The organism is Vibrio sp. SCSIO 43009, from assembly GCF_023716525.1.
Lineage (GTDB): Bacteria > Pseudomonadota > Gammaproteobacteria > Enterobacterales > Vibrionaceae > Vibrio > Vibrio alginolyticus.
This window is the reverse complement of record NZ_CP071842.1, coordinates 235,901-250,103: the sequence shown is the minus strand read 5'-3', so window position 1 is coordinate 250,103 and position 14,203 is coordinate 235,901. Positions and strand designations below refer to the sequence as shown.

Below are 14,203 nucleotides of genomic sequence, written 5' to 3'. Positions count from 1 at the left end.
AACCAAAACTGTAGGTTAAGATCAAATAATGTTTGCGATTTATTGTTGCTATCTTACAAGTTAAGCGAACAACGAGTCAGTGCCGACAAACGTGTTCCACAAGCATAGTCATTTCTAATACGCTTTGTACACCCCAGTCTAAGTTCGGTTTTCTTACGCTTCTCATTCTTATTTTTGCACTTGAAACAGTGCTAATTTAAAGCAACATCAAACAAGATGGGTTAATACCTATTGTTCTCTTTTCTCAGTAAAACAGAAGTCACTTAAACCGATAAGTCCAATAGGCCAAAGCAATCAAGCTACCAGAGCGAAATGTACGGATAGTAAGGGCATAACGGGTTTATAGAGATCTCAATTATTCGTTAGAAAATTTTAACCCTCTCGCCTAAGAGCCGTAACCTCGCTATACTCCTGCTTTATTTTTCCGCCAACAGCGTAAGAGCTCAAGACATGCAAGAGTACATTGAATTTTTCCAACAGAACATGATTCTATCTTTGGTTTGGGTAGGTCTTCTTGTCGCCTTTATCATGAACATCGTGAAATCAGCGACAGCCGCATACAAAGAAATCAACGTAAACCAACTGACTCATCTTATGAACCGTGAAAACGGCGTTGTAGTGGATATCCGTACCAAAGACGAGTTCAAAAAAGGTCATATCACCGACTCACTTCACATTTTACCGTCAGACATCAAAGCGGGTAACTTGGGTAGCCTTGAAAACCACAAATCAGACCCAATCATTGTGGTATGTAAGACAGGACAGACCGCTCAAGAAAGCGCAAACCTACTAGTAAAAGCTGGCTTCGAAAACGTGAGCCTACTAAAAAATGGTTTGATTGCGTGGAACGAAGCGAACCTGCCGTTAGTTCGCGGTAAGAAGTAGGAACGTGGCAAGAAGTAGGAACGTGGCAAGAACGAAAGTTCGCGTTTAAACGCGATTTTACCAAGCCTCGCGGACAAAAAACTGAGCAAATTGAAAGCAGTTGGAGCACTAAGTTGTGACGCTTTGCACGTAATACACGCTTCATCTAGTCAAGGTAGATTGGCTCAGTTAGTCTCAGGACATACCAGTTTTCTGAGCTTAGACGTTTCTAGGCTCAACAAATATTGATTTAAGGATTAAAAAATGGCTGAAGCAGCACCTCAAGACGCACAACAAAACTTCGCAATTCAACGCATCTTCCTAAAAGACGTTTCTTTTGAAGCGCCGAACTCTCCAGTAATTTTCCAGAAAGAGTGGAACCCAGACGTTAAACTAGACCTAGACACTCAAAGCCGTGAGCTTGGTGAAGGCGTTTACGAAGTTGTTCTACGCCTAACCGTTACTGTGAAGAACGAAGAAGAGACTGCGTTCCTATGTGAAGTTCAACAAGGTGGTATCTTCACTGCTGAACAAATGGAAGCTGGTCAACTTGCACATTGCCTAGGCGCATTCTGCCCGAACATCCTATTCCCATACGCTCGTGAAACTATCTCAAGCCTAGTCGTTAAAGGTACGTTCCCTCAACTGAACCTAGCGCCAGTAAACTTTGACGCGCTATTCATGAACTACCTACAACAGCAAGCTCAACAAGGCGAAGCTGAAGCGTAATTCACGTTTTATAAGTGACGAATAGCCACAGTGCTGACGTCACCGACTCAAATAAAATGCACAGAGCGTCTACCATCCGATGCAATGTGCATTTTTTATTTCTGACAAAAGTTCCTAGTTCCTAATCGCCAGAAGGCGTAAAATTTGACGATTAGGAACTAGATTCTACTAGTAGCAAGACAATTAGGCGGTAGCATGACACAAGCAAATACAAACAATGCTTACGGTAAAGACATCGCAATGACTGTGATTGGCGCAGGCTCATACGGCACCTCTTTGGCAATCTCACTCGCTCGTAACGGCGCGAACGTTGTCCTTTGGGGACACGAGCCAGAGCACATGGCTCGCCTAGAAGCAGACCGAGCTAACCATGCCTTCTTACCAGGTGTTGATTTCCCTGAAAGCTTGATCATTGAATCGGATTTAGAAAAAGCCGTTCAAGCAAGCCGAGATTTGTTGGTTGTGGTTCCAAGCCATGTCTTTGGCATCGTGCTAAACAGCTGTAAACCATTCTTGCGCGAAGACTCTCGCATCTGTTGGGCAACCAAAGGGCTTGAACCTGAAACGGGGCGCCTACTTAAAGACGTTGCTTATGACATTATCGGTGAAAACTACTCACTAGCAGTATTGTCTGGCCCAACGTTTGCGAAAGAGCTCGCAATGGGTATGCCGACTGCAATTTCGGTTGCGTCTCCAGATTCTGAATTTGTTGCGGATCTACAAGAAAAAATCCACTGTAGCAAAACCTTCCGCGTATATGCCAATAGTGACTTTATTGGTATGCAATTGGGCGGCGCTGTGAAAAACGTTATTGCGATTGGTGCGGGTATGTCTGATGGTATTGGTTTTGGCGCCAACGCCCGTACTGCATTAATTACTCGTGGCTTGGCTGAAATGAGTCGCCTTGGTGCTGCGCTGGGTGCACAGCCAGAAACCTTTATGGGCATGGCAGGTTTAGGCGATCTTGTCCTGACATGTACCGATAACCAATCACGTAACCGACGCTTTGGCTTGGCATTAGGCCAAGGTAAAAACGTTGATACGGCTCAAGAAGAAATTGGCCAAGTGGTTGAGGGTTACCGCAATACAAAAGAAGTATGGCTACTTTCTCAACGTATGGGTGTTGAGATGCCGATAGTTGATCAAATTTATCAAGTATTGTATCAAGGAAAAGATGCGCGCTTAGCAGCGCAAGATTTACTTGCTCGTGACAAAAAAGCCGAAGGAAAGTAGCAATCTACCGCCCTTTGCAGCTCATCTGAGAAAAATTGAAGTTGTCGGGTCACGGAAGAACCACTCTGGATATTGAGAATGAAACACTGCGAAAAACAAAAAGTCTGGAACAAAATTGTCTCAGAAGCCCGTGAAATGTCAGAACAAGAGCCTATGCTGGCGAGCTTCTATCATGCCACCATTATCAAGCATGAAAGTTTGTGTGCCGCTCTGAGTTATATTCTGGCTAACAAATTGAACACCGCTTCCATGCCAGCGATGGCTGTGCGTGAAGTGGTTGAAGAAGCCTTTGCGGCTGATCCAACCATCACTGACGGCGCGGCTTGTGATATTTGTGCCACGGTCAATCGCGACCCTGCTGTTTCAATGTACTCAATGCCATTGCTGTACCTAAAAGGCTATCACGCACTGCAAGGCTACCGAGTAGCAAACTGGCTGTGGAAGCAAGGTCGTCACGCTCTTGCGACTTACCTACAAAATCAGATTTCGGTAGCATGTCAGGTCGATATTCACCCTGCAGCACGCATTGGTAGTGGTATCATGCTCGACCATGCAACAGGCATCGTGATTGGTGAAACTGCCGTGGTCGAAAACGACGTGTCTATACTGCAAGATGTCACCCTTGGTGGTACTGGTAAAGAATGCGGTGATCGTCACCCGAAAATTCGCGAAGGCGTAATGATCGGAGCTGGTGCAAAGATTCTTGGCAATATCGAAGTCGGTGAAGGCGCGAAAATCGGATCTTGCTCTGTGGTATTGCAAGCCGTGCCTCCTCACACAACGGTGGCTGGCGTGCCTGCAAAAATCGTCGGACGTCCAAAAACGGACAAACCCTCTCTCGATATGGATCAAGGCTTTAACGGCAAGTCGCAAAGCTTTATCCATGGAGATGGTATTTAATCGTCAACAAACCTTTTTGACAACAACGTGGTAGGTAACTCTCAAGTGCGAAAACAAAATCACCCTGTTCTACGCTCGGCTATTTTATTAACTTGTGCTTTATCTGCCACTTATCCCATTACCTCCTCTGCTGTGAGTCAGCAAGAGCTCAAAGGCGTATCCAGTGAGATAAGCCGTCAGCGCAAATCGCTCTCTTCCCAAGAAAAGCAGCTCAATGAGTTACAGAAATCACTAAAAGATCAAGAGCTTGGTATTTCTAAGCTTGAGCGTGAAATACGACAAACCAAGTCTAACCTCGCACAAGCAGACAAAAACATAGAAAACCTGGAAGAGAAAATTGCCTTGCAAGAAGCACAGCGTCAAGAGCAAGAAGAAGAACTCAAACAGCTACTGCAAACGTATTACGTAACCGAGCGAGCGAAAGCCAATGGTCACTTGTTAAATCAAGGTGTGGAAGAAGACCGCATGAGCCAATACTTCCAGCATTTAGCTAAAGCACGTGCTGAAGTGATTGATGCGATCACCAAAATAACCCAAGAATTAGCGCACAACAAAAACCAACTCGAGCTAGAAAAAGAGCAAATCGAGACTCTGCTCAAGCAGCAATCCGAAAAACGTACAGCGCTAGCGAGTACACAATCCAAGCGTAAGCAAACCCTGAATAAAATTCAGAGCAGTATCAAGAATGACAAACGCTACTTAGCCGAGCTGCAACGCAACGAAACCCGTTTAAAAGCAGAGATCGCCAAAGCAGCGAAGCGTAATGCGGTGCCAATGGACGGACTCGGCAAACAGCGCGGTAAGTTGCCTTGGCCACTCAAAGGCAGTGTGTTACACAACTTTGGTACGCGACAAACCGGGCAGGTAAACTGGAAGGGCATGGTGCTGTCTGCCAACTATGGTCAACAAGTGAAAGCCGTTTATCCCGGAACTGTCGTATTTGCGGAGTATCTGCGCGGATACGGTTTAGTGGTACTGCTCGACCACGGCAAAGGTGACATGACCCTCTATGGTTACAACCAAGCCTTAACTAAAAAAGAAGGCGACCGAGTCACCGCAGGCGAAGTGATTGCTCTCGCGGGTGATACGGGCGGTCAAGACAGGCCATCGCTGTACTTCGAAATTCGTCGTAATAGTGAAGCGCAGAATCCGAAATCTTGGTTAAAGCGCTGATTATCTGACTTATTGACTTGTCATAAAAAAGGAGCCACTCGGCTCCTTTGTTGTATTCATGTTTTGGAAAACGCTATGCGTAGTAGGTTTCTACCGCATCAATAAAAGCATTCACATCATCTTTGCTTAACGCGTTGATTCCTGCCGCCGCCTCTCGCCCCCCACCTGTCGGGAACTGACCACACACGGCAACGGCACCTTGTTTATTGTTTAATGGGGCACGGAGTGAAACCGTATAAGTCCCATCTGAATTTTCAGTAAGTACCGCATGCGCAGAGTCAGGGGTTTGGTTTGCTAGCCAGTTGCCATAAACACCACTGATTCGGCGTGATGCCGCCGTGTTTGGTAACTCAAACAACTTCAGCTTACCGCTCTCATGCATGGCAGGCACTGCGAGAGCCGCCTCCATGTCTTGTTGGTAAGCCGATTGCAATTGGTAGTATGGCGAGGCCGTATCTTCAATAGCTTCAAATGGTGACGTGTACTTCAGCAAAGCTCGGTACAGCTCCGCAGGGTGAAAGTGTAAATCTTCGACCTTCGTTCCGTAGCCGTTGTAGTTAATTAAAGTACCCAGCTCTTTTAGCTGCTCTTTCTGTTGCTGCGACAAGCCCGCGTTATTCGCTAGCTCATCGGCTTTAGCAATCATGTTATCGCCATAAGCCGCCGTAATCGCCCAGTCATGAAAACGCCCATCAAGCAACTTATCGACAATCAACGCCGTGCACATGTTGGCATCGAGATCGATGTGCACATCCAAATTACCATGCTGAGGAATGTCGCCCGCTTTGTGATGATCGGCGTAAAAGACGTGCGCGCCTTGAGCCAAAGCTTGCTCTAGACCTGCCATGTTCTTTTCCATCGAAATGTCTAACACAGTCAGCTCATCACCCGCTTGCACGTCTACTTTTTCCACCAGCTTGATGTCGCGCTTTACACCGGTTATTAACTGGGCATCGACAGGATCAGCCAAACGCAATTGTAGAAGAGCAATGATGCCATCGGCATCACCATTAAAAATGTCGTAATTCATGGGGCGATAGTTCCTTTATCGAGAATCTTATCCCAGCAAGGGTTTTTAGCGTATGGGACTATTGTGCGTGGCATATTTGACAAGTCAACTCGAGCCACGACTCGAAAATGAGAGTGACTCTCGAAATATTAAGCAGTTTGACGTTTAACTGTGTAGATTGCTAACCGCATCTTCTAATAACAGTAGCTGCTCTAAGCCCTGCTCAGTTGCTAATGGCTTAACGACATTAAGCATCTGCAACATCCCTTGCTTCACCATTTGCTCAGTAATGTTGGTTTTTGAAGCCATCGCAGATTGATACGCCAACCAACTACACGCAATCAAGTGCAATGTACATACCAGTGACTTCAACTGTTGTTGATCGACATTCAACAGCTTCATCGTTACGAACTCTTGCATAATAGCAATGAGGTTCGCTTGCAGCTTCTCTTGCACATCGATGTACTGTTCGTGTAGCTGTTCATCTCGTGACAAGATTTCTGGTAAGTTTGCGTAGAAAAAGCGGTATTTCCACATCAAGGTAAAAATAGAGTCTAGGTAGCTCTTCAGCATAGTAAGGCTCTCTTGCGAACCTTGAATAGGGGTAAATCTTTCTAAAAGTTCTGCTGAATAAAGCGCAAAGATCTCACGAACGATTTCTTGCTTATTGCGGAAGTGGTAATACAGATTACCAGGGCTAATTTCGATGTGATCGGCAATGTGATTGGTGGTGATGTTTCGCTCACCATGTTGGTTGAACAACTCCAGTGCCGCGTAGACGATTTTGTCGCGCGTTTTCATTGTTATCGTGTTCCCTCTTCATTAACGAATCGAGTATAGCGACTTCACCAACCTAGGTCGATAGAGGCTCCAAATACGGTAACATAACAGACCAGTTAAGATGCCAGTTGAGTTGGCGACAAGGTCTAACCAAGAAGTTTGTCGCCCTACATACCCTTGCAACCACTCAATAACGGCGCTGAATAGCAAAATACTAATCGCCACCGCCCAACGTTGACGCCAACGCCACACACAAAAACAACCTAAAAACGCAAAGCCGCTATACGCCATAGCGTGCTGCATTTTGTCGAGATACGCGATATTGCCCCAGTCTTGCAGTTCACCTGAACTCAGAGATAAAAAAGCGATCAATATGGCGTAGCTAAAGATGACGAAACGAGCAGCCGTCAGGTTCATTGGACGTCCTTATGCAATTGGAAATGGAAAGGCCGTCACTTGATCAATGTGGTCACAGCCTAGCGCCAGCATGATCAAACGCTCGATACCCAACGCGACCCCTGCACAATCTGGCAACCCTGCTTCCAGTGCAGAGATCAGATGATAATCGATCGGCTGTGGTTTTAAACCCATTTCGATACGCTTTGCGTTATCTTGTTCAAAGCGCGCTAATTGCTCTTTCGGGTTATCCAGTTCATGAAATCCGTTCGCCAGCTCTATCCCCTTAAAGTACACTTCAAAACGATCCGCGACGCGATGATCTTGAGGATTGATTTTCGCAAGCGCCGCCTGTGATGCAGGGAAGTCGTACACAAAAGCCGGCACGTCCTGACCAATTTTGTTTTCTACTCCCACGCTAAATAGTAGTTGCAGCAGCGTATCGCGATCTTCTTCTGGCTCAGCAATGTCACTCAAACCCAGCTTGCTTGCCGCCGCTTTCAGCTCAGTCATCGAGCCTTCCAGTGGACACATACCCAACACATCAATGAAGGCTTGCTGATACGTCATGCGCTGCGCTGCGCCACACTTCAATACCAGCTGCAACAGGTCATCCATTTCATCCATCAATTTATGATGGTCAAAGCCAACGCGATACCACTCCAACATCGTGAATTCAGGGTTGTGGTAGCGACCATTCTCTTCATTACGAAATGCTTTGTTGATTTGATAAATACAACCGCTGCCCGCAGCCAAAAGGCGCTTCATATGGAACTCTGGGCTGGTCATAAAAAACAGCTTACTGCCATCGGCATAGCCTGGGCCAACAAACTCGGTTTGGAAAGTATGCAAATGAATGTCAGTCACGGTTGCGTGACTCATGGCTGGCGTATCGACTTCCATCACCTGTCGGTCAGCGAAGAATTGTCGAATCGACGCGATTAACGTCGCACGTTGACGAAGTTGGTCAATGGAAGCAGTAGGTTGCCAGTTGGTTTGCATAACAAGTCTCTCAAACTTTAATTCAGCGAGGAAAGTCTCATTCTACATGCTTTTTACTCTTCAAGAAGAGAGGAATATCCCTTCTTCTTTTTACTAATGTGCTCGCAAATTTGAGGCAAGCATTACTCGTGCCGCAGAACAAAAAACACTCAGTTAAAATCCTATTATCCATGCGGTTAATGTCACGCAACACGGGTTTAACATCCCTAATGTTAATGCTTGAGGGCCAAAACCTCGATGCCGTGATAGCAGTCACATAACCTATAAATTCTATGCCCTTAAGTGCATTACCGAAGCAAAAACCCAATTACATCAATTTTTCTGCCATGTGGCTCATCTACACTAACCCTACTACTTTTGGGGAGTTCTTTTTAAGGAGCGCCTCGTAATGACAATAACAAGCGGATTTCCGCAATCACACACTGGAGGATAACTGTGCAAATTATCACCACAGATATCGCAGTCATCGGCGCAGGCGGCGCTGGTCTTCGTACTGCTATTGCAGCGGCTGAAGCAAACCCAGACTTAGAAGTCGCTCTGATTTCTAAAGTTTATCCAATGCGCTCCCACACGGTCGCTGCAGAGGGTGGCTCAGCAGCAGTTATCAAGGATGAAGATAGCTTAGACAACCACTTCAACGACACTGTTGGCGGTGGTGACTGGCTATGTGAACAGGATGTTGTTGAATACTTTGTAGAGAACGCGACTCGCGAAATGATCCAAATGGAGCAATGGGGTTGCCCATGGAGTCGTAAAGAGAACGGTGAAGTCAACGTACGCCGCTTTGGTGGTATGAAGGTTGAACGTACTTGGTTCGCTGCAGACAAAACTGGCTTCCACATGCTTCATACGCTATTCCAGACATCAATGAAGTACAGCAACATCAAACGTTTTGATGAGTACTTTGTGGTGGATCTGCTTGTTGATGAAGGCGAAGTTCAAGGTCTGATTGCTATTCACATGTCTGAAGGCGAGCTTGTTACTATCAAAGCAAAATCGGTTGTTCTAGCAACAGGTGGCGCGGGCCGTGTTTACCACTGTAACACCAACGGCGGTATCGTAACGGGCGATGGTATGGCAATGGCTTACCGTCACGGCGTTCCTCTACGTGATATGGAATTCGTTCAATACCACCCAACCGGTCTTCCTGGTACAGGTATCCTGATGACGGAAGGTTGTCGTGGTGAAGGCGGTATCATCGTTAACAAGAATGGCTACCGTTACCTACAAGATTACGGCATGGGTCCTGAAACTCCAGTTGGCCAACCGAAGAACAAATACATGGAACTGGGTCCTCGTGACAAAGTTTCTCAAGCTTTCTGGCACGAACAACAGAAAGGCAACACCATCAAACACCCACTGGGTGACGTGGTGCACCTAGACCTTCGCCATCTTGGTGAAGAGTACCTACAAGAGCGTCTACCGTTCATCTGTGAGCTAGCAAAAGCTTACGTAAACGTGGACCCTGCAAAAGAGCCAATTCCAATTCGTCCAACCGTTCACTACACCATGGGTGGTATTGAAACGGACGGCGGTTGTGAAACTCGCATTAAAGGCCTATTCGCGGTGGGTGAATGTGCGTCTGTTGGTCTTCACGGTGCAAACCGTCTAGGTTCTAACTCACTGGCTGAGTTCGTGGTATTTGGCCGCGTAGCGGGTGAAAGTGCAGTGAAACGCGCAGCAGAATTCAAAGGCTGGAACGACGCGGCAATTGACGCGCAAGTCAAAGCCGTTGAAGAGCGCATCGCGAAACTGATGAACCAAGAAGGCGACGAAAACTGGGCAGAAATACGCACAGAAATGGGCCACACCATGGAAGCGGGCTGTGGTATATACCGCCAAGAAGATTTGATGCAAGCGACTATCGACAAAATCACTGAGTTGAAAGAACGCTACAAACGCATCAGCATCAAAGACAAAGGTAAAGTGTTCAACACAGACCTTCTATACGCAATCGAAGTGGGTTACGGCCTAGAAGTCGCAGAAGCGATGGTTCACTCTGCGATTCTACGTAAAGAGTCGCGCGGCGCGCACCAACGTCTAGACGATGGTTGTACAGAGCGTGATGACGTGAACTTCCTAAAACACTCACTTGCTTTCTACAAGCCAGAGTCAGCACCAAGTATCGATTACAGCAATGTGACCATCACTAAGTCACAACCAAAAGCTCGTCTATACGGTGAAGCAGCAGAAAAAGCAGCGGCTGAAGAGAAGAACGCAGAGGAGCAAGCATAATGTCAGCAAATCGCATTCAAAAAGTAGACATCCTGCGTTACGACCCAGAAAAAGATGCAGAACCATACAAGCAAACATTCGAAGTACCATTCGATGAAACCATGTCTGTGCTTGACGCACTTGGCTACATCAAAGATCACCTAGACAAAGATCTGTCTTACCGTTGGTCTTGCCGTATGGCGATCTGTGGTTCTTGCGGCATCATGGTGAACAACGTACCGAAACTTGCTTGTAAGAGCTTCCTACGTGACTACCCTGACGGCGTGACTATCGAGCCTCTAGCAAACTTCCCAATCGAGAAAGACTTGATTGTTGATATGACACCGTTTATCGAACGTCTTGAAGCAATCAAACCATACATCATTGGTAACGACCGTAAACCAGAAGACGGTACGAACTTGCAAACGCCAGAACAGATGGCGAAATACAAGCAGTTCGCTGGCTGTATCAACTGTGGTCTGTGCTATGCCGCATGTCCTCAGTTTGGTCTTAACCCAGAGTTCATCGGTCCTGCAGCACTAACGCTAGCCCACCGCTACAACCTAGACAGCCGTGACAACGGTAAAGATGAGCGCATGAAGCTTATCAACGGTGAAAACGGTGCTTGGGGTTGTACCTTTGTTGGTTACTGTTCTGAAGTTTGTCCGAAGAACGTTGACCCAGCAGCGGCTGTAAACCAAGGCAAAGTGGAGTCTTCTATGGACTTCGTGATTGCTATGTTGAAACCTGATGGTTCACCAAAGAAAGTGGAGGCATAAGGATGAGCAATCGTAAACCTTACGTTCGTGAAGTAAAACGCACTTGGTGGAAGAACCATCCTTTCTACCGCTTCTACATGCTACGTGAAGCGACGGTGCTTCCGTTAATTCTATTCACTCTGTTCCTAACTTTCGGTTTAGGTTGCTTGGTGAAAGGTCCTGAAGCATGGCAAGGTTGGTTAGCGTTCATGGCGAACCCAATCGTAGTCGCAATCAACATCGTTGCACTACTCGGTAGCCTATTCCACGCTCAAACTTTCTTCAGCATGATGCCACAAGTAATGCCAATTCGTTTGAAAGGCAAACCAGTGGACAAGAAGATCATCGTATTGACTCAGTGGGCCGCTGTTGCGTTCATCTCACTGATCGTTCTCATCGTGGTGTAAGGAGCTGAGCAATGAAACCGAATTATAGTGTAAACACATCACCAAAACGTTCTGATGAGCCAATCTGGTGGGGTCTGTTTGGCGCAGGCGGTACTTGGTTCGCGATGATCACGCCAATCACTGTTCTTGTGCTAGGTATCTTGGTACCACTAGGCGTGATTGACGCAGAAGCGATGAGCTACGAGCGTGTCTCTGCATTCGCAACCAGCATCATCGGTGCGCTATTTATCATTGGCACGCTAGCATTGCCAATGTGGCACGCAATGCACCGTGTACACCACGGCATGCACGACCTTAAATTCCACACTGGTGTGATTGGTAAAATTGCATGCTATGCATTTGCAGGCCTCATCACTGCACTAGCAGTTATCTTTATCTTCATGATTTAAGAGACTGACCAAAAAGAAAAAGCTGGCTAAATGCCAGCTTTTTTATTGCTTTGGGTTACCTATGATCTTTTTGCTTTTTAAGCTTTTGACCACCCATGATCTTATTGCTGTGCGACCTTCTTTGTCTGGTCCATAAGACCCAGAGCACCAAAGCCAGTAATCACATCTAGGTTTGTTTTCAAGCCCGTTTCGTCACTTCCACCAATGTAATTTTGTGGCATCTGAACTTGGAAGTTTTGCAAATTGTTGTACAGCGAGTTCGCTACGTCTCGATTCAATTCTGCCAAGTAAACTTCACGGTTTGCTCCTAACGCCGCATACTTACCTTTAAGGACTTCAGATTCTGCGCGACCTTTCGCTAATATCGCTTTCGCTTCAAACTCAGCAGAAAGTGCGTTCGCTTTTTGAATCGCTAAGTTAGCCTCTGCGATAGCTAGCTCTTTCTCCTTCTCGACTTCAGCAAGTCGTTTGGTTTTTTCCACTTCAACGATTTCACGCTCTGCAATCTGACGTGCAACTTCCACTTCTTTTTGCTGAGCAATAATTGCGAGTTCTTTACCACGCTGAGCGTCTTGCACCTCACGTGTTCGTTGAATCTCTTTGCGTAACTGCTCGGTCTCTGCCTGTGCTTTCGACGTTTCTTGTTCCTGAATCGCGCGAATACGATCCGCCACTAGACGCTTTTTATCTGCCAATAACTGATCTAATTGCTTTTCTGGCTGCGGGTCACCAATGGTCACCTGCGTCACTTGAATACCGTATTGTTGTAACGGATTGTCTTGACGAATTGGTTGCCCGGTTTTGTCTACGACTGGCACAGTTTTCCATACCAGTTGATTGGTGCGCTGTAATTGGTTCGGATTGGCTTGATTCGCCCCAACAGGCGCAAGATCCAACTCTTCCACTTCAACCTGACGTCGCTCTGTCAGATAAATCCCCTCTCGTAACTGATCGCCAAGTTTCGATTTGAACTGGTTCAAACCACCTTGGAAAAACTCTTCACCCGTGTATTGGGTCGCGGTAATCACCGTTACGTTACGTGCGTTCTTTACAAGCAGCGCATCGATCAAGTTACTGTTGTTGCGGAACTCTTTGTGCATCTTCTTCACCGCTTCAGGATCATTACTGAGCTTAAAGCGGAATGTTACGGGGATCTGACCAATATAGGTGTCGGCAAATCGAACCTGAATCGCATCAAGGCGTTGATAAAAATCTTCGCCCTTGCTGTTACCGAATGACACGGTGATCACTTGGTCATACTTGGTGATTTTGGACAGAAATGGCATGCGAAAATGAATGCCAGGTTCAGTAAACACATCCAACTCACCAGTAATATTATTCTGATGCACGTAGCTGTAACCCGCATCGGTCATCAGCACCGAGCTATTAATCGTTAAGCCTATTGCCAACAGCGGTACGCCAAATACGGCTGCTTTTAATCCTTTATGTAGTAACTGACGTCTTTCTTCCACCTTTAAACCCCTTCCTAAACCTCTGCTTTCCATTTTGTTCTCCTTTTTGGATTGTTACTGAGTTAAATCGATAAAAATCAGATTGCTATGCAACTCAGCGACAAGTACTAATGTATCAAAATGTTACATTAAGGAATAATCGACAGATTCATGGAATAAATAAGATTTTTACGAATAATACAAAATCATCAAAAATTTGCGGAGGATATCGATGTTTTACGCAGAGGGATTAAAAGAGAAGAATCACAGGCAATAAAAAAGGCCGCCGAAGCGACCTTTCTAACAATCATATAAAGTGCTTACTTCACACGACCTACGTATTCAGCAGTACGAGTATCTACGCGAATCACTTCACCAATTGAGATGAACAGAGGAACACGAACAACAGCGCCAGTTGATAGCGTCGCTGGTTTACCGCCAGTACCTTGAGTATCACCTTTCAGGCCTGGGTCTGTGTCTACAACTTCTAGCTCAACGAAGTTTGGTGGAGTAACAGTAATTGGGTTACCGTTCCAAAGAGTGATCATACAAGTGTTGTTTTCTACCAACCACTTAGCGTTTTCACCTACCGCTTTTGCATCCGCTGCGATCTGTTCAAACGTTTCACTGTTCATAAAGTGGTAGAATTCGCCGTCTGAATATAGATAATCTAGGTCGATATCCATTACGTCTGCCACTTCACAAGTGTCACCAGACTTGAATGTTTTCTCTAGCACTTTACCAGAAAGAAGTTTACGAATTTTAACACGGTTGAACGCTTGGCCTTTACCTGGTTTAACGTATTCGTTTTCCAGAATTACACAAGGCTCGTTATCAAGCATTAACTTAAGACCGCCTTTAAATTCATTGGTGCTAACTGTAGCCATTTTTTCCTCTT

At 46.1% G+C, this 14,203-nt stretch carries 15 protein-coding genes; 9 read left to right on the top strand and 6 right to left on the bottom strand.

Annotated elements, in window-relative coordinates; all coding sequences use genetic code 11:
* Positions 1–450: 450 nt before the first annotated feature.
* The 5 genes from J4N43_RS01145 (at position 451) to J4N43_RS01125 (ending at position 4,899) form a co-directional block, all read left to right on the top strand.
* Positions 451–885 (top strand): rhodanese-like domain-containing protein, encoded by a 435-nt coding sequence (locus J4N43_RS01145; RefSeq protein WP_005386415.1) that lies wholly within the window; start codon positions 451–453, stop codon positions 883–885.
* Between the two features lie 243 nt (positions 886–1,128).
* Positions 1,129–1,593 carry a protein-export chaperone SecB gene (secB, locus tag J4N43_RS01140; protein WP_005386410.1) on the top strand — a complete coding sequence of 155 codons (465 nt, stop codon included), beginning with the start codon at positions 1,129–1,131 and terminating at the stop codon, positions 1,591–1,593.
* 195 nt (positions 1,594–1,788) lie between these two features.
* Entirely contained in the window at positions 1,789–2,826 is a 1,038-nt protein-coding gene (gene gpsA / locus J4N43_RS01135; protein WP_053303032.1) for an NAD(P)H-dependent glycerol-3-phosphate dehydrogenase, read from the top strand.
* Positions 2,827–2,904: 78 nt separating this feature from the next.
* Positions 2,905–3,726, top strand: coding sequence for a serine O-acetyltransferase (cysE, locus tag J4N43_RS01130; protein ID WP_005381475.1), 822 nt, complete (start codon positions 2,905–2,907; stop codon positions 3,724–3,726).
* Between the two features lie 27 nt (positions 3,727–3,753).
* Positions 3,754–4,899 carry a murein hydrolase activator EnvC family protein gene (locus tag J4N43_RS01125; RefSeq protein ID WP_005381476.1) on the top strand — a complete coding sequence of 382 codons (1,146 nt, stop codon included), beginning with the start codon at positions 3,754–3,756 and terminating at the stop codon, positions 4,897–4,899.
* Positions 4,900–4,972: 73 nt separating this feature from the next.
* On the opposite strand, the gene J4N43_RS01120 is transcribed toward J4N43_RS01125, so the two are convergent.
* From J4N43_RS01120 to epmA, 4 genes are all read right to left on the bottom strand, one after another.
* The gene (locus tag J4N43_RS01120) at positions 4,973–5,929 is read right to left on the bottom strand and encodes an acetyltransferase (protein WP_053350700.1); all 957 of its coding nucleotides are present in this window, start codon (positions 5,927–5,929) and stop codon (positions 4,973–4,975) included.
* A gap of 144 nt (positions 5,930–6,073) precedes the next feature.
* Positions 6,074–6,709 (bottom strand): TetR/AcrR family transcriptional regulator, encoded by a 636-nt coding sequence (locus J4N43_RS01115; protein ID WP_005381480.1) that lies wholly within the window; start codon positions 6,707–6,709, stop codon positions 6,074–6,076.
* Between the two features lie 21 nt (positions 6,710–6,730).
* Positions 6,731–7,105 carry a VanZ family protein gene (locus J4N43_RS01110; protein ID WP_017635567.1) on the bottom strand — a complete coding sequence of 125 codons (375 nt, stop codon included), beginning with the start codon at positions 7,103–7,105 and terminating at the stop codon, positions 6,731–6,733.
* A gap of 9 nt (positions 7,106–7,114) precedes the next feature.
* Positions 7,115–8,086, bottom strand: coding sequence for an elongation factor P--(R)-beta-lysine ligase (gene epmA, locus J4N43_RS01105; RefSeq protein WP_053350699.1), 972 nt, complete (start codon positions 8,084–8,086; stop codon positions 7,115–7,117).
* Between the two features lie 435 nt (positions 8,087–8,521).
* On the opposite strand from epmA, the gene frdA reads away from it, so the two are divergent.
* From frdA to frdD, 4 genes are read left to right on the top strand one after another with little or no spacing between them, the layout of a single operon-like run.
* Positions 8,522–10,321, top strand: a complete 1,800-nt coding sequence (frdA, locus tag J4N43_RS01100) for a fumarate reductase (quinol) flavoprotein subunit (RefSeq protein WP_053350698.1) — start codon at positions 8,522–8,524, stop codon at positions 10,319–10,321.
* A complete protein-coding gene (locus tag J4N43_RS01095) occupies positions 10,321–11,079 on the top strand; it encodes a succinate dehydrogenase/fumarate reductase iron-sulfur subunit (protein WP_005381489.1) in 759 nt (252 codons plus the stop codon). The genes frdA and J4N43_RS01095 overlap by 1 nt, the downstream gene beginning before the upstream one ends.
* Before the next feature lie 2 nt (positions 11,080–11,081).
* Positions 11,082–11,465 carry a fumarate reductase subunit FrdC gene (gene frdC, locus J4N43_RS01090; RefSeq protein WP_005381491.1) on the top strand — a complete coding sequence of 128 codons (384 nt, stop codon included), beginning with the start codon at positions 11,082–11,084 and terminating at the stop codon, positions 11,463–11,465.
* 11 nt (positions 11,466–11,476) lie between these two features.
* Positions 11,477–11,854 carry a fumarate reductase subunit FrdD gene (frdD, locus tag J4N43_RS01085; protein ID WP_005381493.1) on the top strand — a complete coding sequence of 126 codons (378 nt, stop codon included), beginning with the start codon at positions 11,477–11,479 and terminating at the stop codon, positions 11,852–11,854.
* A gap of 101 nt (positions 11,855–11,955) precedes the next feature.
* Here the strand turns inward: frdD and J4N43_RS01080 are convergent, their stop codons facing one another.
* Together J4N43_RS01080 and efp are read right to left on the bottom strand one after the other, a co-directional pair.
* Positions 11,956–13,359, bottom strand: coding sequence for an SPFH domain-containing protein (locus J4N43_RS01080; protein ID WP_005386397.1), 1,404 nt, complete (start codon positions 13,357–13,359; stop codon positions 11,956–11,958).
* 266 nt (positions 13,360–13,625) lie between these two features.
* Positions 13,626–14,192, bottom strand: coding sequence for an elongation factor P (gene efp / locus J4N43_RS01075; protein WP_005381500.1), 567 nt, complete (start codon positions 14,190–14,192; stop codon positions 13,626–13,628).
* Between the last annotated feature and the right edge of the window lie 11 nt (positions 14,193–14,203).

Coding starts and splice junctions, on each gene's coding strand:
- J4N43_RS01080 (WP_005386397.1), bottom strand. CDS start 13,359: ATGGAAAGCAGAGGTTTAGGAAGGGGTTTAAAGGTGGAAGAAAGACGT.
- cysE (WP_005381475.1), top strand. CDS start 2,905: ATGAAACACTGCGAAAAACAAAAAGTCTGGAACAAAATTGTCTCAGAA.
- J4N43_RS01145 (WP_005386415.1), top strand. CDS start 451: ATGCAAGAGTACATTGAATTTTTCCAACAGAACATGATTCTATCTTTG.
- frdC (WP_005381491.1), top strand. CDS start 11,082: ATGAGCAATCGTAAACCTTACGTTCGTGAAGTAAAACGCACTTGGTGG.
- efp (WP_005381500.1), bottom strand. CDS start 14,192: ATGGCTACAGTTAGCACCAATGAATTTAAAGGCGGTCTTAAGTTAATG.
- J4N43_RS01120 (WP_053350700.1), bottom strand. CDS start 5,929: ATGAATTACGACATTTTTAATGGTGATGCCGATGGCATCATTGCTCTT.
- secB (WP_005386410.1), top strand. CDS start 1,129: ATGGCTGAAGCAGCACCTCAAGACGCACAACAAAACTTCGCAATTCAA.
- gpsA (WP_053303032.1), top strand. CDS start 1,789: ATGACACAAGCAAATACAAACAATGCTTACGGTAAAGACATCGCAATG.
- J4N43_RS01110 (WP_017635567.1), bottom strand. CDS start 7,105: ATGAACCTGACGGCTGCTCGTTTCGTCATCTTTAGCTACGCCATATTG.
- frdD (WP_005381493.1), top strand. CDS start 11,477: ATGAAACCGAATTATAGTGTAAACACATCACCAAAACGTTCTGATGAG.
- J4N43_RS01095 (WP_005381489.1), top strand. CDS start 10,321: ATGTCAGCAAATCGCATTCAAAAAGTAGACATCCTGCGTTACGACCCA.
- epmA (WP_053350699.1), bottom strand. CDS start 8,086: ATGCAAACCAACTGGCAACCTACTGCTTCCATTGACCAACTTCGTCAA.
- J4N43_RS01115 (WP_005381480.1), bottom strand. CDS start 6,709: ATGAAAACGCGCGACAAAATCGTCTACGCGGCACTGGAGTTGTTCAAC.